Annotated in this window: 20 protein-coding genes and 5 tRNA genes; 3 read left to right on the top strand and 22 right to left on the bottom strand. The window is 43.8% G+C overall.

Annotated elements, in window-relative coordinates:
- Positions 1–82 precede the first annotated feature (82 nt).
- From rpoC to P2W84_RS09840, 18 genes are all read right to left on the bottom strand, one after another.
- The gene (rpoC, locus tag P2W84_RS09925; protein ID WP_276089956.1) at positions 83–4369 is read right to left on the bottom strand and encodes a DNA-directed RNA polymerase subunit beta'; all 4287 of its coding nucleotides are present in this window, start codon (positions 4367–4369) and stop codon (positions 83–85) included.
- A 21-nt stretch (positions 4370–4390) separates the two neighbouring features.
- Complete coding sequence (rpoB, locus tag P2W84_RS09920) at positions 4391–8194, bottom strand: DNA-directed RNA polymerase subunit beta (RefSeq protein WP_276089955.1); 3804 nt, start codon at positions 8192–8194, stop codon at positions 4391–4393.
- Positions 8195–8348: 154 nt separating this feature from the next.
- A complete protein-coding gene (rplL, locus tag P2W84_RS09915; protein WP_276089954.1) occupies positions 8349–8726 on the bottom strand; it encodes a 50S ribosomal protein L7/L12 in 378 nt (125 codons plus the stop codon).
- Between the two features lie 63 nt (positions 8727–8789).
- Positions 8790–9311, bottom strand: a complete 522-nt coding sequence (gene rplJ, locus P2W84_RS09910) for a 50S ribosomal protein L10 (RefSeq protein ID WP_276089953.1) — start codon at positions 9309–9311, stop codon at positions 8790–8792.
- A 3-nt stretch (positions 9312–9314) separates the two neighbouring features.
- Entirely contained in the window at positions 9315–10013 is a 699-nt protein-coding gene (gene rplA, locus P2W84_RS09905) for a 50S ribosomal protein L1 (RefSeq protein WP_276089952.1), read from the bottom strand.
- 23 nt (positions 10014–10036) lie between these two features.
- A complete protein-coding gene (gene rplK, locus P2W84_RS09900) occupies positions 10037–10480 on the bottom strand; it encodes a 50S ribosomal protein L11 (RefSeq protein WP_276089951.1) in 444 nt (147 codons plus the stop codon).
- A gap of 78 nt (positions 10481–10558) precedes the next feature.
- The gene (gene nusG / locus P2W84_RS09895) at positions 10559–11101 is read right to left on the bottom strand and encodes a transcription termination/antitermination protein NusG (RefSeq protein ID WP_276089950.1); all 543 of its coding nucleotides are present in this window, start codon (positions 11099–11101) and stop codon (positions 10559–10561) included.
- Positions 11102–11114: 13 nt separating this feature from the next.
- A complete protein-coding gene (gene secE, locus P2W84_RS09890; RefSeq protein WP_276089949.1) occupies positions 11115–11312 on the bottom strand; it encodes a preprotein translocase subunit SecE in 198 nt (65 codons plus the stop codon).
- A 13-nt stretch (positions 11313–11325) separates the two neighbouring features.
- Positions 11326–11396, bottom strand: a tRNA-Trp gene (locus P2W84_RS09885).
- Between the two features lie 83 nt (positions 11397–11479).
- Positions 11480–12667, bottom strand: a complete 1188-nt coding sequence (gene tuf, locus P2W84_RS09880) for an elongation factor Tu (RefSeq protein WP_276089948.1) — start codon at positions 12665–12667, stop codon at positions 11480–11482.
- Positions 12668–12788: 121 nt separating this feature from the next.
- Positions 12789–12860: transfer RNA gene (locus P2W84_RS09875), tRNA-Thr, on the bottom strand.
- Positions 12861–12905: 45 nt separating this feature from the next.
- A tRNA-Gly gene (locus tag P2W84_RS09870) sits at positions 12906–12978 on the bottom strand.
- 10 nt (positions 12979–12988) lie between these two features.
- Positions 12989–13071, bottom strand: a tRNA-Tyr gene (locus P2W84_RS09865).
- Between the two features lie 8 nt (positions 13072–13079).
- Positions 13080–13152 (bottom strand) — tRNA-Thr (locus P2W84_RS09860).
- A 205-nt stretch (positions 13153–13357) separates the two neighbouring features.
- Entirely contained in the window at positions 13358–13705 is a 348-nt protein-coding gene (gene raiA / locus P2W84_RS09855) for a ribosome-associated translation inhibitor RaiA (RefSeq protein ID WP_276089947.1), read from the bottom strand.
- A gap of 13 nt (positions 13706–13718) precedes the next feature.
- Complete coding sequence (locus P2W84_RS09850; protein ID WP_276089946.1) at positions 13719–14600, bottom strand: tyrosine-type recombinase/integrase; 882 nt, start codon at positions 14598–14600, stop codon at positions 13719–13721.
- A 138-nt stretch (positions 14601–14738) separates the two neighbouring features.
- Positions 14739–14933, bottom strand: coding sequence for a 30S ribosomal protein S21 (gene rpsU, locus P2W84_RS09845; RefSeq protein WP_276089945.1), 195 nt, complete (start codon positions 14931–14933; stop codon positions 14739–14741).
- A 91-nt stretch (positions 14934–15024) separates the two neighbouring features.
- Positions 15025–16194, bottom strand: a complete 1170-nt coding sequence (locus P2W84_RS09840; RefSeq protein WP_276089944.1) for an acyl-CoA dehydrogenase family protein — start codon at positions 16192–16194, stop codon at positions 15025–15027.
- A 197-nt stretch (positions 16195–16391) separates the two neighbouring features.
- Here P2W84_RS09840 and P2W84_RS09835 point away from each other — a divergent pair, with 197 nt between their 5' ends.
- A complete protein-coding gene (locus P2W84_RS09835; protein WP_276089943.1) occupies positions 16392–17435 on the top strand; it encodes a hypothetical protein in 1044 nt (347 codons plus the stop codon).
- A 6-nt stretch (positions 17436–17441) separates the two neighbouring features.
- On the opposite strand, the gene P2W84_RS09830 is transcribed toward P2W84_RS09835, so the two are convergent.
- The 3 genes from P2W84_RS09830 to P2W84_RS09820 form a co-directional block, all read right to left on the bottom strand.
- Positions 17442–18173: a LuxR C-terminal-related transcriptional regulator gene (locus tag P2W84_RS09830; RefSeq protein WP_276089942.1), complete on the bottom strand. Its 732-nt coding sequence runs from the start codon at positions 18171–18173 to the stop codon at positions 17442–17444.
- A gap of 184 nt (positions 18174–18357) precedes the next feature.
- Positions 18358–18900, bottom strand: coding sequence for an adenine phosphoribosyltransferase (locus P2W84_RS09825; protein WP_276089941.1), 543 nt, complete (start codon positions 18898–18900; stop codon positions 18358–18360).
- A gap of 3 nt (positions 18901–18903) precedes the next feature.
- Positions 18904–19806: a helix-hairpin-helix domain-containing protein gene (locus P2W84_RS09820; protein WP_276089940.1), complete on the bottom strand. Its 903-nt coding sequence runs from the start codon at positions 19804–19806 to the stop codon at positions 18904–18906.
- A gap of 101 nt (positions 19807–19907) precedes the next feature.
- Between P2W84_RS09820 and P2W84_RS09815 the strand changes: the two genes are divergently transcribed.
- Complete coding sequence (locus P2W84_RS09815) at positions 19908–21659, top strand: GNAT family N-acyltransferase (protein ID WP_276089939.1); 1752 nt, start codon at positions 19908–19910, stop codon at positions 21657–21659.
- On the opposite strand, the gene P2W84_RS09810 is transcribed toward P2W84_RS09815, so the two are convergent.
- Positions 21656–23140, bottom strand: coding sequence for an alpha-amylase (locus P2W84_RS09810; RefSeq protein ID WP_276089938.1), 1485 nt, complete (start codon positions 23138–23140; stop codon positions 21656–21658). The two genes, P2W84_RS09815 and P2W84_RS09810, sit on opposite strands and share 4 nt — an antisense overlap.
- 273 nt (positions 23141–23413) lie before the next feature.
- Here P2W84_RS09810 and P2W84_RS09805 point away from each other — a divergent pair, with 273 nt between their 5' ends.
- Entirely contained in the window at positions 23414–24607 is a 1194-nt protein-coding gene (locus P2W84_RS09805; protein WP_276089937.1) for a hypothetical protein, read from the top strand.
- Positions 24608–24637: the final 30 nt, after the last annotated feature.

The raw sequence follows: 24637 nt of genomic DNA, 5'->3' as shown, positions 1-24637 counted from the left end.
TAATATCAATAAACCCAGAGCATAATATAAAAAAAGTCCCCCGGTAAAACCGGGGGACTTAATAAAAATCAATTAAGGTTGACTAAGCTTCTACTTCTTCCTGTTTTGAAGCCAGGAGTTTATCGTATTCCTCCTGTGAACCCACAATGATACGCTCGTAGCCGCGAACACCAGTACCTGAAGGAATCAGGTGACCAACGATCACATTTTCCTTCAATCCCAGCATTTCGTCACGTTTGCCGGCAATCGCAGCTTCGTTAAGCACCTTAGTGGTTTCCTGGAATGATGCCGCAGAAATAAACGACTTAGTTCCCAGTGAAGCACGGGTAATACCCTGCAGAATAGAACTTGCCGTAGCGGGCCTTGCATCACGTACCTCGATCTGTTTAAGATCTTTACGCTTCAATTGAGAGTTTTCATCTCTCAATTTACGCAGAGAAAGTATCTGACCAGGCTTAACGGTTGACGAGTCTCCGGCATCAACAACAACCTTTTTATCATAAATCTCGTCATTTTCCGACATGAAGTCCCAACGGTCTACAGAGTTGTTCTCAAGGAAGCTGGTGTCGCCAGGATCCTCAATATGTACTTTTTGCATCATCTGATGTACAATCACCTCAAAGTGCTTGTCATTGATCTTCACCCCTTGCAGACGATAGACTTCCTGGATACCATTAACCAAGTACTCTTGAACGGCGGCAGGCCCTTTGATTGCAAGGATATCTGCGGGAGATATAGATCCATCGGATAACGGCATACCTGCCTTCACAAAGTCATTGTCCTGAACCAGGATATGCTTGGAAAGCGGCACGAGGTACTTCTTAACTTCTCCGTCTTTAGATTCAATAGTGATCTCACGGTTACCACGTTTCACGCCTCCGAGGCTAACAACACCGTCGATTTCAGTTACAACAGCTGGGTTAGATGGATTACGTGCTTCAAAAAGCTCTGTTACACGCGGCAGACCACCCGTAATATCCCTTGTTTTACCAGTAGCACGAGGAATCTTCACCAGGATTTGTCCAGGTTGGACATTCTCGCCTTCATCAACTGCAATGTGCGCACCTACAGGAATATTATAATTCCTGATCAGATCACCTTTCTTATCTACGACCTTTACCGATGGGTTTTTAGTCTTATCACGTGTGTCGATAATCACTTTCTCGCGGTGTCCAGTTTGTTCGTCAGACTCTTCCCGGTAAGTAACACCTTCAACAATAGCATCAAACTCAATCTTACCTGCAAATTCGGAGATGATGACCGCGTTATAAGGATCCCATGAACAGATCTTCTCGCCTTTGGTCACCTTAGCACCCTCCTCCACAAACAGGAACGAGCCGTAAGGAATGTTATTGGTCATGATCACTTTACCTGTTCCAGGTTCAACGATCCTGAATTCTCCGGAACGTCCGAGTACGATCTGGACATTACCCTCTTCAGTTTTGGTTTCTACAGTACGAACATTTTCAAACTCTATCACACCATCAAACTTAGCCGTGATTTGTGATTCAGCTGCGATGTTAGATGCAGTACCACCTACGTGGAAGGTACGGAGTGTCAACTGAGTTCCAGGTTCACCGATAGACTGAGCAGCAATTACACCCACAGCTTCACCTCGCTGAACACGTTTACCTGTAGCAAGGTTACGTCCGTAACAAAGCGCGCAAACACCACGCTCGTTTTCGCAGGTTAATACGGAACGAATTTCAATACCTTCAAGTGGCGATTCCTCTATTGCCCTTGCAATATCCTCGTCAATATCCTGTCCGGCAGCTACCAACAACGAACCATCCAATGGATTGAATACATCATGTAACGAAATACGACCAAGTATCCTGTCATACAAAGGCTCAACGATGTCTTCATTATCTTTCAGCGCTGTAGTATACATACCTCTCAGTGTACCACAATCCTCGGCATTTACGATCATATCCTGTGCAACATCATGCAAACGACGGGTCAGGTAACCGGCATCAGCCGTTTTCAGCGCCGTATCCGCAAGACCCTTACGGGCACCGTGCGTAGAAATAAAGTATTCAAGTACCGATAAGCCCTCCTTAAAGTTGGAAAGGATCGGGTTCTCAATAATCTCACCTCCCGAGCCAGATTTCTGAGGCTTGGCCATCAGTCCCCTCATTCCGCAAAGCTGACGAATCTGCTCCTTAGAACCACGGGCACCCGAATCGAGCATCATATACACAGAGTTGAAGCCTTGGTTGTCACTAGACAACTGATTCATTACATGTGATGTCAAACGGTTGTTGATACGAGTCCAGATATCAATAATCTGGTTATAACGTTCATTGTTGGTAATGAATCCCATATTATAGTTATTCCTTACCTCTTCAACCTCTGCAGAGGCCTGTTCAAGCAGCGCATGTTTCTCTACAGGAATGTTCACATCCTGTAAGTTGAATGATAGCCCTCCACGGAACGCCATCTGGAAACCAAGCTCTTTAATGTCGTCCAGGAATTTAGCAGCACGCGCCATACCTGTGATCTTCACTACTTCACCAATAATGTCTCTTAAAGATTTCTTGGTCAGCAACTCGTTGATGTAACCTACTTCTTCCGGAACTACCTGATTGAACAATACCCTTCCAACAGTAGTCTCAGTCAGTTTGTTTACAATATTTCCGCTCTCGTCCTTCACATTCACCTTCACTTTGATGAATGAATGCAGGTCTACTTTTTTCTCATTATAAGCAATGATCACCTCCTCCGGCGAATAGAATACAGCATCCTGACCTTTCATAACTCGCTGTGCATCAGTTCTGCGGCCTTTAGTAATATAATAAAGGCCAAGAACCATATCCTGGGAAGGAACTGTAATCGGCGTGCCGTTTGCAGGGTTCAAGATGTTATGAGCTGCCAGCATCAGTACCTGTGCCTCAAGAATTGCAGCGTTGCCCAACGGCAAATGCACCGCCATCTGGTCACCATCAAAGTCGGCGTTGAATGCTGTACATACCAATGGGTGCAGCTGAATTGCCTTACCTTCTACCAATTTAGGCTGGAATGCCTGAATACCCAACCTATGTAGCGTAGGTGCCCGGTTTAGCAATACCGGATGTCCCTTCAGTACATTCTCCAAGATATCCCACACCAGCGGATCCTTCCTGTCAACGATCTTCTTCGCTGATTTTACGGTTTTCACCACTCCCCTTTCGATCATTTTACGAATAATGAAAGGTTTGTATAATTCAGCTGCCATATCCTTAGGCAAACCGCATTCATGTAGTTTCAGGTTTGGACCAACGACAATGACCGAACGCGCTGAATAATCCACACGTTTACCCAATAAGTTCTGACGGAAGCGGCCCTGCTTTCCTTTCAGAATATCTGAAAGGGATTTCAATGCCCGGTTACCCTCAGTTTTTACTGCGTTCACTTTACGTGAGTTATCGAATAAAGAGTCTACGGCCTCCTGAAGCATACGTTTTTCATTGCGCAGGATGACCTCAGGCGCCTTGATCTCAATCAGACGCTTTAAACGGTTATTACGTATAATCACACGACGGTAGAGATCGTTCAAGTCGGAAGTAGCGAAACGGCCACCTTCCAATGGAACCAACGGTCGCAGTTCAGGCGGGATCACAGGAACGATCTTAATGATCATCCACTCCGGGTTATTCTCAATCCGTGATTGGGAACCCCTAAACGCCTCTACAACCTGAAGGCGTTTCAATGCCTCATTTTTACGCTGCTGCGAAGTCTCATTAGCCGCTTGATGGCGTAAGTTATAAGATAAGGTATCCAGATCTATACGTTTCAGAAGATCTTCAAGCGCCTCGGCACCCATCTTCGCCACAAATTTGTTAGGATCCTTGTCGTCAAGGTATTGGTTTTCCTTAGGCAACTTATCCAGAATATCCAGATACTCTTCCTCTGTCAGGAAATCCATAAACTGAATTCCCTCCTCAGCCATAAGACCAGGTTGGATCACCACATAACGCTCATAGTAGATGATCAGGTCAAGACGCTTCGTAGGAAGCCCCAGTAAGTACCCAATTTTATTAGGCAACGAGCGGAAGTACCAGATATGCGCAACAGGCACCACAAGATTGATGTGGCCCATACGCTCACGGCGTACCTTTTTCTCAGTTACTTCTACACCACAACGGTCGCAGACAATCCCTTTGTAGCGTATACGTTTGTACTTACCGCAATGGCATTCATAGTCCTTTACCGGTCCAAAAATCCGCTCACAGAACAAGCCATCACGCTCAGGTTTGTAAGTACGGTAATTAATGGTCTCGGGTTTCAACACCTCTCCACTCGAACGTTCCAAAATAGCCTCTGGCGATGCCAGACTAATAGTGATCGAAGTGAAATTGCTTTTTAATTTATTATCCTTTTTATAAGACATAGCTCTTTTGTGTTTTCTACGTTAATCTAACGTAATGTCCAAACCTAATCCGCGTAACTCATGTACCAGTACATTGAATGATTCAGGTACACCAGGTGTAGGCAGGTTCTCACCTTTAACAATCGCCTCGTAAGTTTTCGCCCTTCCGATTACATCATCAGACTTCACAGTCAGAATCTCTTGAAGGATATTGGCTGCTCCGAATGCTTCCAGTGCCCAAACCTCCATCTCACCGAAACGTTGTCCGCCGAATTGTGCTTTACCACCTAATGGTTGCTGAGTAATCAGTGAATATGGCCCGATAGAACGCGCGTGCATCTTATCATCAACCATATGTCCCAGTTTCAACATGTAGATGATACCAACAGTAGTCGGCTGATCAAATTTCTCTCCAGTCAGACCGTTGTTCAGATAAGTTCTTCCCGAAGCCGGCAGGCCAGCCTTCGCAATCCATTCCTCTACTTCATCATGCTTAGCGCCGTCGAAGATCGGAGTAGCAAACTTAACACCAAGTTCCTTACCTGCCCAGCCCAATACTGTTTCGTAAATCTGCCCAAGGTTCATACGCGATGGTACGCCAAGAGGGTTCAGTACAATATCTACAGGCGTACCGTCATCCAGGAACGGCATATCCTCATCACGTACGATACGGGCAACAATACCCTTATTACCGTGACGGCCCGCCATCTTGTCACCTACTTTTAGCTTACGCTTTTTAGCTACGTAAACTTTCGCCATCTGCACTATACCTGAAGGAAGTTCATCACCTACGCTAATCGCAAATTTATCGCGCTTATAAGCACCAAGTTCTTCGTTCACACGGATGCCGTAGTTATGGAGCAACATTTTGATCTGCTCGTTCTTGTCGTCATCGGTAGTCCACTTGTATGGGTTGATATGGGCATAATCCAGTTCGGCCAGGCTTTTCTGGGTAAACTTGGCGCCTTTAGGGAACAAGAGCTCCTTATAGACATTGTAAACACCCTGTGAAGTCTTGCCATTCACAATCAGGAACAATTTGTCAACAAGCTCAGCCTTGAGGTTCGTCATCGCGATCTCATACTTCTTATCGAGTTTGTCAATGGCCGATTTCTCTTCCGCCTTGGTTGTTTTCTTGGCCCTTGAGAACAGCTTGGTATCAATCACCACCCCTTTGATCGAAGGAGGCGTTTTCAGCGAAGCATCCTTCACATCACCAGCTTTGTCACCAAAGATCGCGCGGAGCAGCTTTTCTTCAGGTGAAGGGTCCGATTCACCTTTAGGGGTGATCTTACCGATCAGGATATCTCCTTCTTTTACCTCGGCACCTATACGGATGATACCATTGTCATCCAGGTCTTTAGTAGCTTCTTCAGAAACGTTGGGAATATCCGGTGTAAGTTCCTCTTCACCGCGTTTGGTATCCCTTACCTCCAGTTCAAACTCTTCGATATGCAGTGAAGTAAAGATATCTTCTCGCACGATACGTTCGTTGATTACGATCGCATCCTCAAAGTTATATCCCTGCCAAGGCATGAACGCCACCTTCAGGTTCCTTCCAAGCGCAAGCTCACCGTTCTCAGTCGCATAACCCTCGCAAAGCACCTGTCCTTTAACTACCTTTTGGCCTTTCTTAACGATCGGCTTCAGGTTGATACATGTATTCTGATTGGTCTTCTTAAACTTAGTCAGCTTATAGGTCTTACTATCACCCTCAAACGACACGAGACGATCATTATCATTTCTTTCGTATCTTATCGTAATTTCGTTTGCATCAACGTATTCCACCACGCCCGCACCTTCGGCATTGATCAGCGTTCTGGAGTCACGCGCTACCCTTCCTTCAAGGCCAGTACCAACAACTGGTGCCTCAGGACGCAATAATGGCACTGCCTGGCGCTGCATGTTCGATCCCATCAACGCCCTGTTCGCATCGTCATGTTCCAAAAACGGGATCAGAGAAGCCGCAATTGAAGTAATCTGGTTAGGGGCAATATCCATCAGATCGAGTTTCTCAGGCTCAATGATCGGGAAGTCACCTTCATAACGGGCTTTTACACGAGGAGTTACGAAATTACCCTTGTCGTCATATTCAGCGTTGGCCTGTGCGATAGTCTTGCCATCTTCATCCTCAGCAGAAAGATAAATTACCGGTTCATCAACAGCAACTACACCGTTGTCAACCCGCTTATACGGCGTCTCGATGAAACCGAGATTATTGATCTTAGCGTGAACGCAAAGTGACGAAATCAGACCGATGTTCGGTCCCTCAGGTGTCTCAATAGTACATAAACGGCCATAATGCGTATAGTGCACGTCACGTACCTCAAAACCTGCACGCTCACGCGACAGACCGCCTGGCCCAAGGGCCGAAAGACGACGCTTGTGCGTGATCTCTGCCAGCGGGTTGGTCTGGTCCATGAACTGCGAAAGCTGGTTTGTACCAAAGAATGAATTGATCACAGACGACAGCGTACGTGCATTAATCAGATCGGTAGGCGTGAATACCTCGTTGTCACGGATGTTCATACGCTCACGGATGGTACGGGCCATGCGGGCCAGACCTACGCCGAACTGCGCATACAACTGTTCGCCAACGGTACGCACACGACGATTTGACAAGTGGTCAATGTCGTCTACTTCTTCCTTGGAATTGATCAGTTTGATCAGATACTTGACAATCGCAATGATGTCATCCTTAGTGAGCACCTTAACATCGTCAGGAGTATCCATCTTCAGTTTGCGGTTGATGCGGTAACGCCCTACATCGCCCAGATCATAACGTTTGTCAGAGAAGAACAAACGCTCAATAATACCCCTTGCTGTTTCTTCATCAGGTGGTTCCGCGTTACGCAGCGCACGATAGATGTTTTCCACAGCTTCCTTTTCAGAATTAGAAGTATCTTTCTGTAAAGTATTATAGATAATCGTATAATCAGCCTGACTGGCACCATCATCTTTAGAAAGAATAATGGTCTTTACGCCAGCATCAATGATCATATCGATATGGTCATCTTCTAAAATTGTATCCCTGTCCAGGATCACTTCGTTACGGTCTATAGATACCACCTCACCGGTATCCTCGTCAACAAAATCTTCAACCCACTTGCGCAACACCCTTGCAGCAAGCTTCCGGCCAATATATTTCTTCAGACCTGATTTGCTGACCTTTACTTCGTCAGCAAGATCGAATAATTCAAGAATATCTTTATCTGAATCATATCCGATCGCACGCAGTAATGTAGTTACAGGGAATTTCTTCTTACGGTCGATGTAAGCATACATGACGTTGTTAACGTCAGTAGCAAACTCGATCCATGATCCCTTAAACGGAATTACACGGGCAGAATAAAGTTTAGTACCATTGGTGTGGCGGCTCTGACCGAAAAACACCCCTGGCGACCTGTGAAGCTGCGAAACGATGACACGCTCTGCACCATTGATCACAAAAGTACCCTTCGGAGTCATATAGGGAATTGTCCCCAGATAAACATCCTGAATGATCGTTTCGAAATCCTCATGTTCCGCATCATTACAGGAAAGCTTCAGCTTCGCCTTCAGCGGAACACTGTAAGTTAGCCCCCTGTCAATACACTCTGCGATATCATAACGCGGTGGGTCTATAAAATAATCAAGGAATTCCAGAACAAAGATGTTCCTGGAATCTGTGATCGGGAAATTTTCCGCAAATACCTTGAATAACCCTTCAGTATGACGATTGTCAGAAGTGGTTTCAATCTGGAAAAATTCTTTGAATGATTGCAACTGCACGTCCAGAAAATCTGGATAGTCTATGACGTGCTTACTACGTGCAAAATTTACTCTTTGGTCGACTTTATTTGCCAATGGACTAAAGTTAAATTACTTTAAGAATAAACTATTTGTTTGGTTAGCCAATATTCACTTTTCATCAACCAAACAAAATGAAAAGTTTATAAACAGGTATAGACTCCGACTATGTAGTCGGAGTCTATGTTAAAGTGATATTAAAATTAAGTGATTACTTAATCTCAACTACAGCTCCAGCTTCTTCAAGTTGTTTCTTCAAAGCTTCAGCTTCATCCTTAGCTACACCAGCTTTCAACTCTTTAGGAGCGCCGTCTACCAAGTCTTTAGCTTCTTTCAGTCCAAGGCCAGTAAGGTCTTTTACCAGTTTAACAACTGCCAATTTCTGACCACCAGCTTCTTTAAGAATTACATCGAAAGTTGTTTTCTCTTCAGCTGCAGGAGCATCAGCACCAGCAGCAGGAGCAGCAACAGCCACTGCCGCAGCAGCAGGCTCAATACCATACTCGTCCTTCAAAATTTGAGCGAGTTCATTAACTTCTTTAACTGTCAAGTTTACCAATTGCTCAGCAAACGCTTTCAAATCTGCCATTTTTATAGATTTTTAAAATTTACTTATTATATTAATTAATATGAACTTTATCTAAGGAAGCTCCTAACCTTCTCTCTCCTGGAGAGTTTTTACTAAACCTGCAATTGTATTTCCACCAGATTTAAGTGCGGAAATAACATTCTTAGCAGGCGATTGCAACAAGCCGATAATCTCTCCGATAAGTTCTTCCCTTGATTTCAGGCTTACCAAAGTATCCAGCTGGTTGTCACCAATAAATACTGTTGAATCAATATAAGCTGCTTTCAATACAGGCTTGTCAGAGCCCTTTCTCAAAGCCTTGATCAGTTTTGCCGGACCATTACCTACATTTGAAAAAAGTAAAGCCGACTGACCTTTAAGCGCAACAAAGATATCCGATGCATCGCCATCTAATCCTTCGATCGCCTTTTTGATCAAAGTGTTCTTAGCTACCTGCATTTCAATTCCTGCTTCAAAGCACTTACGGCGGATCATATTTACCTTCTCAACAGACAAGCTAGAGGTATCTGCAATATAGAAATTGCCATATTCCTGCATCTTACCCTGAAGATCAGAAACCAATACGTGTTTTTCTTCTCTGTTCATAAATTAAATCCCCGCTACTGATTTAGTTTCGATAGCAATTCCCGGGCTCATTGTAGAGGAAACGTGAATGCTCTTGAAATAAGTTCCTTTTGCTGCAGAAGGCTTAAGCTTAGAAATTACCTGAAGTACTTCAAGTGCATTCTCGTAAATCTTCTCGGCAGGGAACGATACTTTTCCTATCGAAGCGTGAATGATTCCTGTTTTGTCAACTTTAAAATCGATCTTACCACCTTTTACATCAGTTACCGCTTTACCAACTTCATTGGTTACAGTACCCGACTTAGGGTTAGGCATCAGGTTACGCGGACCTAAAACACGGCCCAGCTTACCTACCTTCGCCATACAAGCTGGAGTAGTGATAATAATGTCAACATCAGTCCATCCGCCTTCAATCTTGGCTACATACTCATCCAGACCTACAAAATCTGCACCGGCAGCCTTAGCTTCTTCCTCCTTATCAGGAGTACAGAGCACTAAAACGCGGACAGTCTTTCCGGTTCCGTGAGGTAAGGTTGCGATACCACGTACCATTTGGTTCGCTTTACGCGGATCAACACCAAGGCTGACATCTATGTCAACCGAAGCATCAAACTTAGTAGTGGTGATCTCCTTAACCAACGCAGATGCATCCTTAAGGGTATACACCTTACCGGCTTCTAGTTTAGCATGTGCCTTCTTTTGGTTTTTTGTTAATTTAGCCACTGTTGTAAACTGTTATTAGTTAATTAATTAGTCCAGGGCGCATCACCGGTAACGGTGATTCCCATACTGCGTGCTGTACCGGCAACCATACTCATCGCCGACTCAATAGTGAAAGCGTTAAGGTCAGTCATCTTATCTTCAGCAATAGCCTTAACCTGATCCCAGGTTACCGAACCAACTTTCTTACGGTTAGGCTCAGCAGACCCGCTCTGCAGCTTTGTGGCATCCTTTAATTGGATGGCTACAGGAGGGGTTTTGATGATGAACTCAAACGACTTGTCAGCATACACAGTAATTACAACTGGTAACACTTTACCTGGCTTATCCTGGGTACGGGCATTGAACTGCTTACAAAACTCCATAATGTTCACACCCTTTGCACCCAATGCGGGTCCAACTGGTGGAGATGGGTTTGCAGCACCGCCCTTAACCTGTAACTTAACAAGCGCACTGACTTCTTTTGCCATTTTCTGTTTCTGTTAATTTGTAAAACTCAATGTTAAATGTGGAAGCAATGTAACACTTAAGGTCTTTATAGTAGCTTACTACTCTTTTTCAACTTGCATATAATTAAGCTCCAGAGGGGTTTTCCTACCAAAAATCTTAACCATAACTTTTAATTTCTTTTTCTCTTCGTTAACCTCCTCAATCACACCAGTAAAGCCATTGAATGGTCCATCCATTACCTTCACATTCTCTCCAACGTAATAAGCAATGTTCATGGTCTCGCTTTGCTGACTCATTTCATCAACTTTACCTAGTATCCTGTTAACTTCTGCCTGGCGCATTGGAACAGGGTTACCTCCCTTGTCACCCAAAAAGCCGATAACACTATTAATATTCTTGATTACGTGTTCTAACTCTCCGTCCAGAATGGCTTCGATCAAAACATAGCCAGGATAATAGTTACGTTCCTTGGCAATCTTCTTACCATCCTTCATCTGGTAATACTTCTCCATAGGAATCAGTACCTGAGGCACCAAATGAGTGACCCCTAAACGGCTGATTTCAGCATCAATGTACTGCTTTACTTTCTTCTCTTTACCGCTAACAGCTCTGACTACATACCATTTCAACTGATCGTTCATTTAGCTATATATATTAATTAGAAAGTGATTTGTAAAACGTATCCAATACAAGAGTAGACCCTTTGTCCATTGCAAATATAACACAGGCAATGATCAGGGAGGCTACAAGAACGAGCACGGCCGAATTTTGCAACTCACCCCAGGTAGGCCAGGTTACCTTCTGGGTCATTTCTTCGTACGACTCTTTAAAAAACTGAACAACTCTAGCCATAATTATTTATTTGCACGGGAACAAGGATTCGAACCCTGATCAAAGGTTTTGGAGACCTCTATTCTACCATTGAACTATTCCCGTGTTTCAGAACAAAGTACTTAAGTAAAACCTAAGTACTTTGTTTCTTATTCTTCAATTTTCTGGTAGCCTAAGCTATCAAAAAACTATTTCAAAATTTCAGTCACCTGACCTGCACCTACTGTTCTACCACCTTCACGGATAGCGAAACGCAGACCTTTTTCCATCGCGATAGCGTTGATCAGCTTCACGGTGATCGTAACGTTATCACCAGGCATAACCATTTCAGTACCTTCTGCCAGTGAAATCTCACCAGTTACGTCAGTAGTACGGAAATAGAACTGAGGACGATATTTGTTGAAGAATGGAGTGTGACGTCCGCCTTCTGCTTTTGACAACACATAGATCTCAGCTTTGAAATCAGTGTGAGGAGTTACTGAACCTGGTTTGCAGATAACCATACCGCGACGGATATCAGTTTTTTCAATACCACGTAACAACAGACCTACGTTATCACCAGCTTCACCATAATCAAGGATCTTACGGAACATTTCCACACCTGTAACAGTAGATTTCAGGTTTTCAGCACCCATACCCAGGATTTCTACAGGGTCACCAGTGTTGATCTGACCACGCTCGATACGTCCGGTTGCCACAGTACCACGACCAGTGATCGAGAATACATCTTCTACCGGCATCAGGAAAGGAAGATCAGTCAAACGTGGAGGAATCGGAATGTAGCTATCTACAGCAGCCATCAGCTCCATAATCTTTTCAACCCACTTAGGCTCACCATTCAGGCCACCCAGTGCAGATCCTTGGATTACAGGAATATCATCTCCAGGGAATTCATAGAACGATAACAGTTCACGAACTTCCATTTCAACAAGTTCAAGCAGTTCAGGGTCATCAACCATATCCACTTTGTTCATGAATACAACCAATGAAGGTACACCTACCTGACGGGCAAGCAGGATGTGCTCGCGGGTCTGTGGCATCGGACCATCAGTAGCAGCAACCACGATGATCGCTCCGTCCATCTGGGCAGCACCGGTAACCATGTTTTTCACATAGTCAGCGTGACCTGGACAGTCAACGTGCGCATAGTGACGGTTTGCAGTTGAATATTCAACGTGCGCAGTATTGATCGTAATACCCCTTTCTTTTTCCTCCGGAGCAGAGTCAATTGAATCAAATGAACGTGCCTCAGACAAACCTGCATCAGACAGAACTTTTGTAATTGCTGCTGTCAAGGTTGTTTTACCGTGGTCAACGTGACCGATTGTACCGATGTTCAAGTGCGGTTTACTGCGGTCAAACTTTTCTTTTGCCATGTTTTTATACTTATTAGTAGGTTAACTTTTTTATTTTTTATTTATTGTTTTCAAACAATTTCAACACAAAAAACCTTGTTCATTCTGACATTACTCAGACTCAACAAAGTTTTGTTACTTGAGCCAAAGATGGGACTTGAACCCACGACCTCTTCCTTACCAAGGAAGTGCTCTACCGCTGAGCTACTTCGGCTTTAAAATCTCCAGCCACTTTTGCCGGTCGCCCAACTTTTCTTTGAGCGGAAGACGAGGTTCGAACTCGCGACCTATAGCTTGGAAGGCTATCGCTCTACCAACTGAGCTACTTCCGCTTTCTTTTAGTGGGGAGAGAAGGATTCGAACCTTCGAAGTCTTACGACAACAGAGTTACAGTCTGTCCCATTTGGCCGCTCTGGTATCTCCCCAAAAAAAGAGCCTCCTATCGGGATCGAACCAATGACCTACTGATTACAAGTCAGTTGCTCTACCAGCTGAGCTAAGGAGGCTTATATTATACTAATGCTGTTTTAAGCCAGTATTTTATAATATTTCATCTTTCATAGAACTTTCCGTTTCATTTCCGGATCAACGCCCTCTCTGAAATGGAATGCAAATCTACAAGATTAATATTTCCGTGCAAAATTATTTTCAAAAAAAATTGGCAGATTTTAGCTCTGCCAATTCATTTTAAACTACATTAAAAATATCTGTCTAATAATCAGACACTTCATTTCCCATTAAAATCGCCTTATGCTCGCTTAATTTTAACCTGGTTTTATCCTTATGTTTAGTAATCTGCTTTCTCAGTGACTCAATAGCCAGATCCGTGGCTTCTTCAAACGACTTACATTGCTCCTTTGCGAACATCGTACCACCTGGAACCATCAGCTTGATCTCACTGATCTTATTCGCCTCATCCTCTACATTTTCAAGTTTCAGGTAAACTTCCCCATTAATGATCTGGTCGAAAAACAAGTCAAGCTTATCAACTTTCTTCTGAATGAAATCTAACAACTTGCGGTCCGCATTGAAATGGATCGATTGAACAGTAATTTTCATATTTCCTCCTTTTTTACGCCTTTGGATGGGCTTGTTTATATATAGATTTTAATCGCTCTACGGAATTATGTGTATAAACCTGTGTTGCAGCCAGGCTCGCATGTCCCAAAAGTTCCTTGATGGAATTCAGGTCGGCTCCCCTGTTGAGCAGAGCCGTCGCATAAGAATGTCGTAAAACATGCGGACTCAGCTTCTCTTGTGTAGATACCCTGCTCAAATGATGTTTTACAATTTTGTAAACCATCAATGGATACGCTCTGATACCTTTATCAGTAACGATCAGGTGTGCATTTTTGTTCGCGGAAAAATGACGGGACTTCAACTCCACGTAAAACTTAAGCTGATCCAGCAACTGTTTGCTTACCGGCACAACCCTTTGCTTACTGCGCTTACCCGTTACCTTCAGGCTGCCGTAGTAAAAGTCAATATCAGACTCTTGTAATGCCAGGAGTTCGGCAAGCCGAATTCCTGTTCCATACAGCAGCTCAATGATCACTTTATTCCTTACCTCAGGGAAATTATCGTCAGGACATTGCGCATCAAGTAATTCATCCAGCTTATGCTCATCAACGAATACAGGTATGCGTTTAGGCACCTTTGGAGGTTTCACCAGCGCCACCGGATTACTGGCAATACAACCCAACCTCAGCATGTATTTAAAAAAGCTCCTTAGAGTCGAAAGCTTCCTGCCTACCGAACTTTCCTGCATCCCTTTTTCCATCAGCATAACCACAAATTCCCTGATGTGCAAATGACCTGCCTTCGAAACTTCCAGATCAAAAACGTCAGTCATAAAACCGGAAAACTGGTCGAGATCGTTACGGTAAGACTCGACAGTGTGCAATGAATATCGCTTCTCGTGTTGCAAGTATGTTAGAAATTGCTCAACAGCCATAGAAACCTTTTAATGCTCGGTAATGTCAATGTACGAAACATTAATTTAACAAAGACCATTTTTTCTGTAAAAAAATCCGGACAAAAAAAAAGCGTTTCAGGAGTGTCCTGAAACGCCTTGTATCATGAAGCTTCCGGCCTAGATTGTGCCTTCCTGCTGCAAACCTTGCTTATAGATCGCGTGTTTTACCTGTGTACGACGGGTAACGGATTTCTTTTCGTATGCCTGACGGCTACGAAGCTCTCTCAACACACCAGTCTTCTCAAACTTCTTCTTAAAACGCTTCAGCGCCTTATCCAGTGATTCACCGTCTTTAATATTAATAATGATCATATCGTAAAAATACCTCCTCTCGTCTTTTAAGGGACTGCAAAGCTACGGAGTTTTCACTAAAAACCAAACAATAAATTATTTAATTCAATACTCACTTTAATATTTCTCTTGCGATCACAATCTTCTGTATTTCCGAGGTACCCTCTCCAATCGTACACAGCTTGCTGTCTCTGTAAAACTTCTCTACCGGATAATCCTTGGTGTATCCATAGCCGCCAAAAATCTGTACTGCATCAGTTGCCACCCTCACAGCCACTTCTGAAGCATAATACTTAGCCATTGCCGACTCCTTGGTTACCGGGAGCCTGCGGTTCTTCAAATCGGCCGCCTGTCTTATCAGCAATTCCGCAGCAGCTATTTCCGTAGCCATATCGGCAAGCTTAAAACTGATTCCCTGAAAGCTGGATATGGGCTGACCAAACTGATGGCGCTCCTTCGAATAAGTTATCGCGGCCTTATAAGCCCCCTTAGCAATTCCCAGCGCAAGTGCCGCGATGGAAATACGCCCTCCGTCCAGCACTTTCATCGCCTGCTTAAATCCCTCTCCCTCCGCTCCAAGTAAATTACCCTTAGGTACGCGGCAATTGGTAAAGACCATTTCGGTAGTTTCAGAAGCCCTCATACCCAGCTTATTTTCCTTCCTTCCTGCTGAAAATCCAGGTGTATCACGTTCTACCACAATCGCAGATATGCCACCTGCGCGCCCTTGTTCCCCTGTCCGCACCATTACTACAGCAACATCTCCGCTCTTTCCATGTGTAATCCAGTTCTTTGAACCATTGATTACATACTCATCTCCTTCCAGTACTGCCGTAGTATTCATACGCAACGCATCAGAGCCGGTATTCGCCTCTGTTAAGCCCCAGGCTCCTATCCATTCTCCCGTAGCCAGCTTGGGCAACCAGCGGTGTTTTTGTTCTTCATTGGCAAAAGCCTGGATATGCCCGGTACATAGCGAATTATGTGCAGCCAGCGATAAACCGACAGACCCGCATACACTCGCAATTCCTGCGATAACGTCAACGTATTCCTGATATCCGAGTCCTGAGCCCCCGTAGGCCTCAGGAACCAGTATACCCATCAATCCAAGCTCACCCAGCCGCTTAAAAACCTCTAAAGGAAAATATTGAGCTTCATCCCATTCCATCACATGCGGACGGATGTTCTTCTCAGCAAAATCGCCGACCATCTTGCGAATCAATTCCTGATTTTCGGAAATATGAAAATCATATCCATCCGAATTGTCCATTATTTCTAACATAGCTTTTTTATGAATAACCGCAATTTTAAACAATTCAACTGCAATATCAGTAGCCAATAATCTGCCAAATCAATGAACAGACGAGTATTTGGTCTATAATCATTGTAAACTTTCACTATACCCACAGAAAATGCTGAGATTTTTTTTTATTTTTTTTAGATTAGTTACTCAAAAAGTATCTGAAAACGCGTAAATCTATGTCCTTCGTCAACAGACAAGCCATAACCACACAGCTAAAAGCCGATCTCATCGGTAAAGATTCCTATCGGGGTGTCACTCTTTCCTATGCTTGGCTGGCCAATCAATTCGGTCATTTTTCACTCGGTTTTATCCCGGCAATAGTCGTTTACCACCTTTTACAGTCTTACACATCAGTTAACTTTCCCGAACTATGGGCCTCTTTTGGGGTATGGGGACTTTGGGTTGCATTCGAAACCTACAACTTCCTGGGACCGCTACTGTTAAAGATCGGCACAAGGCGAAAGGCACTGAACAAAGGTGATTATACTTTCAGGCCCGCATGGGCAAACATAGCATTCGATACACTGACAGACCTTATCTATTTCGGTATTGGCGCACTTGCTGCAAGCCTCGTTTGTAAATTCCACCCCGAAATGCTGATGGGAACTCTTGCATTGCTTATTCTGGCAGCCTATCCGGCTTATTACTGGTATTCGACGAAAATTTATCTGCAGAATGCTGATTATCCCTTTCAGTTAAGACTAAGTCAATGGAACGAACGCATCAGTGATCAAAATAAAAAAGCTGTACTCGATTTTCTGGACCACAGAGGAACTGAAGGCAAGCACATGCTGCTGTTTGGTTCAAAAGGCAGTGGGAAAACGATGTTATCGGTGGGTATTGCCACGGAAACCTCCATAAGAAACAATTGCTGCAGTTATGTCACCGCGGTAAAACTATTAAGCATGTTTTTTGACCAGAATACCGCTCCCCAAACATTTTCCAGACTATGGTCCTGGCGACAATGTAACCTGCTGGTCATTGACGACATCAATCCCGGCAAACCGGTAAAAGGAGATATCATTACCACAACATTATTCTATGAGCTGCTTAACAATGTAGATTGCGGCCCTGACAACCTTCAGCACATCCGCGAAAAAAATATCATCTGGGTTATGGGCAGTGACGATCCTACAAGTCTCCTGGAGCAAAAATGGCAGGATCTTTTACTTCAGATTGGGATCAACCCTTCCAACATCGTTACCGTCAACCTTGACTAAACTTGATCAGGGCAGGATATTGTTGTCATAAGCAAAACTGACCAGGTGTGTAAGGCTTTTGACTTCAAACCGCTTATATAAAGGAATGATCCTCTTTTCGATCGCTGAATGGGAAACATTCAGCTCGTAAGCAATTTCCTTGAATGAGAATCCTCTGGAGACCATCGAAAGGGCTTCCTTTTCCTTATCAGATATCGCAAGGTGATAAAACAGGGCTTTGTTGAGTTCTTCTTCGAACTTTTCCTTCTCCGGTCCAAAGGCAGCGTAACGCATTACTCTCCCGAAGATCAGATTGCGGTTCACCTGGAACCTGCCAATAATTGCAGTTACCTTACCTTCTTCCGAACTGAACACACCTACACGGGCAACAACAGGCACCTCACTCCCATTCTTATGTATCTTTTTAAGTTCAATGGTAAAACTATAAGATTCCAGGTCTTCATTTTTACCATGAATAAATTTAAGAGCCTTGTCATTAAGATCATGCGAAAAAGGGGCAAATTCAGGCGCAGACATATTCACAATGGCCAGCATATTGATTTCGTCGTCCCGATAACCGACCACCTCTTCCCAACCGCTTGCAAAGACCATCCGATTCTCCTTAAAGGAGTATATGTATATGGCCTCCTCAGGAAACTTGGGAATTGTTCTTTTAAAGTATTGTGCCTGCTCGCTTTCCAGATCAGCAGGAATATCCGTAATGAACATACGGGAGTAATCTCCAAAATTTTTTTCCATTGCTTTGATCCCCTTGAACTTCAAAAATAATATAAACTGCGTATTTTCTCAGTTGATCGGCAACAAAATCAGCAATAATTTGCAACCAATTTCAACAAACCATGAAAAATAATCTTTACACCACCAGCTTTTCTGTGTTCGTTTTGCAATTCATTGCCTTCGTGTTGTTTATCCTCTGCATTTATCAGATATCCTGAATCTGGTAGGCGGAAAGGGCAAATACAGGAGCGCCCAACTGTTTCAGCCGCTCCTTGCCCTGAAGAAAATCAAGCGAGATTAAAAAAGAATAGGCAACAACCTTCGCGCCCAATTTGCCTGTCAGCTCCGATGCCGCAGCAATGGTGCCACCCGTAGCAAGTAAATCATCATGCAGCAGTACCCTCTGACCTGGAAGAAACGCATCTTCATGACATTCTATCGAGGCACTGCCATATTCAAGATCATAAGACTGACTAACCGTCCTGTACGGCAGCTTACCAGTTTTCCGCACAGGCACGAACGGCACATTCAACTTCTGGGCAAGCGAGGGTCCAAAGAGAAAACCTCTGCTTTCAATACCTGCGACAACATCTATCGCTATCCCATCCAACGCATCAGCAAGTGCCGAAACAATAGCTATGCATAAAGACGGATCTTTCAATATCGGGGTAATGTCCTTAAAGACAATCCCCGGTTTTGGAAATCCAGGAATATCGCGCACAGCCTGCTTAATTCTTTCTTCCATCATCAGTTAATAGGTTAAATAAGGTGCCAGCCGGGCAATATCCGCTGCACTGAATAACAACACCTGGCTAAGGTCTGCAATATTATGGTAATTACCATGCTGTTTTTTGAACTGCAGCAAAGCATTTATTTGTTTATATCTCAAATAAGGATGCCCCTTCAACATCTCAAAGGTAGCCTCATTTATATTGATTTTGCGTACAGCAGCTGAATCCACAGTAACCTGTTTCAATATTTCCATATATTTTAAGGAATCCAGTCCAAAAATCTCCATCAACTGGATAGTATTATAAAAGCCGCCGAGCCGGTTCCTGTAGCGAATGATCCTGGAAGCAAAGACAGGACCGATCCCTTTTATAAGGCACAAGCCAGCACTATCTGCGCCATTCAGTTCAATCGCTGGAAATACCGCCGGACGTTTTGTGTTATTGAGATTACCTTGTCTGAAACCCGTATCCGTACCTTGCCGTTCAATGCGTATATACGGCAGCAGCCTCCGGTAAATCCGGGGGTTTATTGTGTACATTTTCCGCAAGTCTTCCGGCTTATTGAAATGTCCTCCTTTCTCCCTGTATTTTAAGATCACAGCAGCCTGCTTTTCAGAAAGCCCCAATGCCAGCCATTCATCCAGGTCAACCTGGTTAGGATCAAAAACAAACAACCTGGTGTGTTTATTCGCAGTCGAATATTTCCTGTGTAAAGGAAAAGGGTTCATCACCGCCCTTTTTTCAAGCTTTGCAATTGCCTGCTCAGTTTCTTCGAGATCAATGCCATCCTGCGTGTCAGGCCGCAGCCATTGCCACACATAAGGCGCGGCAATAACGGTGATGACCAGCCAAGCGAGTACGATCAGCCCTCTAAACTCTGTTCTGGTCATTCCCAGATATTTATTCAGTCTTCTTTTTATCATAGGATAAGGTATGTGATTTTCTCCTGACCTCACGAGTTGTTACGTTTGAAATTTTAATACTATTTTTGAGGTTGGAATTCAGATCACTAACCGAGTTTTAAATGAAGATCATTACTACCCAGGAGTTTGCCAAAGCCACAAAAATAGATAAACTGGGCGTTCCGGGCCTCGCGGCCCTACTCATGGAAATCATGAAGCTCAACGACATCAATAAGGTATTTTCGCAAAACAAACATTTCAGTGGCCTGGAGTTCGTAGACAAAATATTAGAAACTATCGGAGTCAGTATAGATTTCGACGAAGATGACCTCAGGAATATTCCCAAAACAGGCGGGTTCATTGCCATAGCCAATCATCCTTATGGGGGTGTAGAAGGATTAGCACTCGTAAAGCTCCTTTGCAGCGTAAGACCTGAGGCCAAGGTCATGGTCAATTTTATTCTTAAGAAAATCCCCAACCTCAGTGAATTCTTTGTTGCCGTAAACCCTTTTGAAAATGTGCAGCACTCTTCCAGTATCAGCGGACTTAAAGCAACATTTGACCTTCTGCAAAACGACATCCCGATCGGAATATTTCCTGCCGGCGAGGTTTCTACATTCAGCCTCGACAAACAGGAGATTACCGACAGACTCTGGCATCCAGTCGTAGGTAAGCTGATTGCAAAGGCAAAAGTACCGGTTGTCCCCATCTATTTCCATGGTAATAACGGCGTGCTGTTCAATATACTCAGCTTCCTCCATCCTACCTTACGCACGGCCAAACTTCCGTCTGAATTCCTTAACAAGCAAGGTTTAAAAATAAAGGTGCGGATCGGTAAGCCCATAAATATTGAAGACATCTCTTACCATAAAAACACCAATAAACTACTTGATTTCCTCAGGGCACGTACTTATGCATTAGGCACAGGACTGGAGGAAGAGAAAAAGCTGTTCAATCCCATTAATCTGTTCAAGATTAAGAAAAAACCGGAACCTGTTATTGTAGAAACCGACCGTAACCTTATTGTCAATGAAGTTGCTCAGTTGGAGCAGTTCCGTGTATGGCAGGAAAAGAACTATGAAGTTTACATCTGCCCCACTGCAAACATCCCCAATATCCTGAGGGAAATCGGGCGTTTACGGGAGATTACCTTTCGGGAGGTAGGCGAAGGCACAAATAAAAAGATAGATCTTGATAATTACGATATCTATTACAACCATCTTTTCATCTGGGACAAGGACCTGCAAAATCTTGTTGGGGCCTACCGGATCGGCAAAGGAGATGAGATTCTGAATACGATGGGCAGGAGAGGATTTTATCTCTCCGAACTGTTTAAAATCAAAGAACCGTTCTATCCGGTACTTCGCAAAGGCATAGAACTTGGCCGCTCCTGGATCCGGAAAGAATATCAGCAAAAACCGCTACCATTGTTCCTGTTATGGAAAGGTATTCTCAAATACCTGCTCGACAATCCGCAGTACCGATATATGTTCGGCCCTGTGAGTATCAGTAATAGTTTTTCAAAATTCTCCAAATCACTCATAGTTGACTACATTACCAAAAATCACTTTGACTATGAACTGGCACGCTACGTAAAGCCAAAAAATAAATTCAAAGCCGATCTTTCTGCCATCGACAAAGACCTGCTTATAGAAAGCAGCGAATCACTGAAAGATCTTGACAGCCTCATCTCAGATATTGAAAACTCTCACATCAAGATACCTGTACTGCTGCGTCAGTATATGAACCTTAATGCCAAGATCATTTGCTTTAATATTGATCCCAAGTTCTCCGATTGTCTGGATGGCTTTCTACTGGTAGATACCCAGAATATTCCGCCAGAAATGCTGGAAAAGATCGGTAAGAATTTTTAACTATAAGTCCAAACAGATACAGAACCACTGTTTACGTTGAATTCACCCCATCCATTTTCATCAATTACCACGGTTTCCTGAATATGCCCAAGCTTGTCATAGAAGATTTTGCCAGCATGTTTCATACCCATCTCCATTCGTTTGGCAGCAGCAATACCGTTAGTCAGTATCACTGCACAACCGGATCCATGATGTGTTTCATCTCCTTCCCTTGTCCAGCCAATGCAATGCGCATCATCAAAGTAATCGCGTTGCAGCCCATAGGCTAGATATTTGCGGACATAAAGCAGCGCCTTTAGTTCCTGTAATATCGTCATCGTAACCTTCTGGTCTATCCCCTCCTTGTCCTTATCTTCATATTCCGAACCATAAAGATCAGCATAAAAAACACAGGGATACCCTGCCTCCCTGAGCAGGATCAGTGCATAGGCAATAGGCCTGAACCATGGTTCCACAGTTTGCTCCAAAGACTGTAAAGGCTGCGTGTCATGGTTTTCAACAAGCGTGACAGCCAATTCGGGTCTGGCCTGCACAAGTGTATTGTCAAATATCGTACGCATATCATACTGGTCAATACTCACCGACGCCCGGTGAAAATTCGCCTGTAAACAGGCGTCGAATAATGACATCCGTCCTTCGGTCACGCTAATATACCTCAGCATAGCGTCCAGATCTCCAGGCGCCCAATATTCTGCTACAGTATAAAACTCCTTTTTAAAATAACCCCTCATTGCATTCAGCCACTCATTAAAAAAAAGCGGATCTATATGTTTCACCGCATCCAGCCGGAATCCATCAAAGCCAACCGTTTCATAAAACCATTTTCCCCACTTCACCAGTTCTTCCCTTACATGAGGATTACGAAAATCAATATCACAAAGCATCAGGTAATCGTAATTACCAAACTCATCCGAAACTACATCCTGCCACCCTTCACCATATTCATTCTGTATACTGAAAATCGCCGTCTCTTGGGTACTGGCATCATAATCAATACCTGCAAAACAGTTATGGTCCCATACAAATTGAGAATACTTCGCGTTTCTTCCCGGAAAGCTAAACTTTGTAAAAGCCTCAATTTCATATGGCTCCGTAATAAATTCCAAACGGTTATCAGGATTTACCTTTCTTACCATCACCCGCTCCTTTTCCTCCGCGCCCCCCATGTGGTTAAGTACAATATCTGCATATACTTGCAGCCCCGCCTGTTGTCCGGCTTTAACAGCAGCAATAAACTCATCTCTGGTACCATACTTAGTCCTCACGGAGTTTCGCTGGTTAAACTCCCCAAGGTCATAGAGATCATAAGCATCATAACCACTTGCTTCAGCGCCCTCCATTCCCTTATGCGCCGGAGGCAACCAGACCGAATCAATACCAATGTCTTTTAGATCATTTGCCTGCTCAGCAAAAAAACGCCACAAGCTGCCATCTGCCGGGTAATACCATTCAAAAAACTGCAGCATTGCAAAGTTCTCCATCAACATTCTATTATCGGTTCAGAAGGGTCAAAGTTGCATAAATCATTCCAAAAAAAGCACAAGCCCGGCATCCACCAGGCTTGTGATTATCAACTAAACCTAAACGTATAAATACTAACCAAATATTTACGCTACAAAAGTAGCACAAACATGTTAAGGCTCCGTTAACCATCCATTATCTTAACAGCCACTCAGCACAAAAATTTAATACACATACAATGTTAATTTTATGTATATTCAATGTTATCAAAAAGTTAAGCAAACCGAAGTCAGATGCGAAAATGGATAAGAACGATGATCACTATTACCCTGTTGACCCAGGGTATGGTCTTCGGGCAGCAAATCCGTAACAATATCTGCTTTGACTTTTATGGCCATACTTTTAATCTCGAACTTTCCGCTTCCATTATCAACCGACTGCCGGATTCCTTGTCCGAAGCATATATATGGGAGTCCTACCGTAAGGCAAACAGCGGTCGATACCGCCCGATACTTGATTCTTTACTTACCTACAGAAAACAGAACGAGCTTAATGACTGGATATATTACCAGCTGATCAGGAAAACCGCAGAAGCTATAAGCCCCAAGAAGGAAAACTATGAACGCTATACCTTTTATAAGTGGTTTCTCATGGTCAAATCTGGTTACGATGCACGGTTGACCATATCGGGAAACCGCATTATCTTTTATGTTCATACCGACGAAGACATTTCAGACATTCCATACCTCGTCTACAAAGACAGGAAATACATGTGTCTGAACCATCACGACTATGCTTACGCAGATCTGAACAAGACTCCGCCCGATCACATGATCAGCATTCCCGAGGCAAAGGAAGCTTTTTCCTACAAAGTTACCCGCATGCCCGATTTCAGGCCTGAAAGTTACGCCGATAAACAACTCTACTTCAGCTACGGCCACAAAGCGTATCATTTCGATATCAAACTCAATCCAGGCGTTCAGGATCTCTTTGCCAACTACCCTGTGGTAGACTTCGAATCGTATTTCAACATTCCACTGAGCAAGGAAACCTATGGTTCCTTAATTCCCATACTCAAAAAGACAGTAACCGGCATGAAACAAAAAAAAGGCGTAGACTACCTGATGCGCTTCACCCGTTACGCCTTCCTTTATGAAGATGACGATCGCAACTTTGGCCGTGAAAAAAGGCTCTCGCCAGAACAGACACTCTTTGCCCAATACAGCGATTGCGATGACCGTGCTGCACTTTTCTTTTACCTGGTAAAGGAAATCTACAATCTTCCCATGATCGCCCTGCTCTATCCTACCCATATTACGATGGCTGTCCGGTTTGACAAACCAATAGGACAGCCTATCATCTACAATGGCAAAATCTATTCAGTTTGTGAACCCACACCTCAAAAAGAAAACCTGCCTATCGGCCAGCTTTCAGCTAAACTCAGGCACATTCCTTATGAGATCGTTTATGCTTATGATCCAAGATAAATACTTGCCAGTCCGTCAAACAACCTGAAG

Origin of the sequence: Pedobacter sp. JY14-1 (assembly GCF_029269825.1) — a bacterium.
Taxonomy (GTDB): domain Bacteria; phylum Bacteroidota; class Bacteroidia; order Sphingobacteriales; family Sphingobacteriaceae; genus Pedobacter.
Note: the sequence above shows the minus strand (reverse complement) of the source record. Positions and strands in the feature narration are given on the sequence as shown.

What these genes read in the sequence shown, in the direction of transcription:
- rpoC (WP_276089956.1), bottom strand. Translation starts at nt 4,369, where the DNA reads ATGTCTTATAAAAAGGATAATAAATTAAAAAGCAATTTCACTTCGATC.
- rplL (WP_276089954.1), bottom strand. Translation starts at nt 8,726, where the DNA reads ATGGCAGATTTGAAAGCGTTTGCTGAGCAATTGGTAAACTTGACAGTT.
- rplJ (WP_276089953.1), bottom strand. Translation starts at nt 9,311, where the DNA reads ATGAACAGAGAAGAAAAACACGTATTGGTTTCTGATCTTCAGGGTAAG.
- rplK (WP_276089951.1), bottom strand. Translation starts at nt 10,480, where the DNA reads ATGGCAAAAGAAGTCAGTGCGCTTGTTAAGTTACAGGTTAAGGGCGGT.
- nusG (WP_276089950.1), bottom strand. Translation starts at nt 11,101, where the DNA reads ATGAACGATCAGTTGAAATGGTATGTAGTCAGAGCTGTTAGCGGTAAA.
- secE (WP_276089949.1), bottom strand. Translation starts at nt 11,312, where the DNA reads ATGGCTAGAGTTGTTCAGTTTTTTAAAGAGTCGTACGAAGAAATGACC.
- tuf (WP_276089948.1), bottom strand. Translation starts at nt 12,667, where the DNA reads ATGGCAAAAGAAAAGTTTGACCGCAGTAAACCGCACTTGAACATCGGT.
- raiA (WP_276089947.1), bottom strand. Translation starts at nt 13,705, where the DNA reads ATGAAAATTACTGTTCAATCGATCCATTTCAATGCGGACCGCAAGTTG.
- P2W84_RS09850 (WP_276089946.1), bottom strand. Translation starts at nt 14,600, where the DNA reads ATGGCTGTTGAGCAATTTCTAACATACTTGCAACACGAGAAGCGATAT.
- rpsU (WP_276089945.1), bottom strand. Translation starts at nt 14,933, where the DNA reads ATGATCATTATTAATATTAAAGACGGTGAATCACTGGATAAGGCGCTG.
- P2W84_RS09840 (WP_276089944.1), bottom strand. Translation starts at nt 16,194, where the DNA reads ATGTTAGAAATAATGGACAATTCGGATGGATATGATTTTCATATTTCC.
- P2W84_RS09835 (WP_276089943.1), top strand. Translation starts at nt 16,392, where the DNA reads ATGTCCTTCGTCAACAGACAAGCCATAACCACACAGCTAAAAGCCGAT.
- P2W84_RS09830 (WP_276089942.1), bottom strand. Translation starts at nt 18,173, where the DNA reads ATGGAAAAAAATTTTGGAGATTACTCCCGTATGTTCATTACGGATATT.
- P2W84_RS09825 (WP_276089941.1), bottom strand. Translation starts at nt 18,900, where the DNA reads ATGATGGAAGAAAGAATTAAGCAGGCTGTGCGCGATATTCCTGGATTT.
- P2W84_RS09820 (WP_276089940.1), bottom strand. Translation starts at nt 19,806, where the DNA reads ATGATAAAAAGAAGACTGAATAAATATCTGGGAATGACCAGAACAGAG.
- P2W84_RS09815 (WP_276089939.1), top strand. Translation starts at nt 19,908, where the DNA reads ATGAAGATCATTACTACCCAGGAGTTTGCCAAAGCCACAAAAATAGAT.
- P2W84_RS09810 (WP_276089938.1), bottom strand. Translation starts at nt 23,140, where the DNA reads ATGGAGAACTTTGCAATGCTGCAGTTTTTTGAATGGTATTACCCGGCA.
- P2W84_RS09805 (WP_276089937.1), top strand. Translation starts at nt 23,414, where the DNA reads ATGCGAAAATGGATAAGAACGATGATCACTATTACCCTGTTGACCCAG.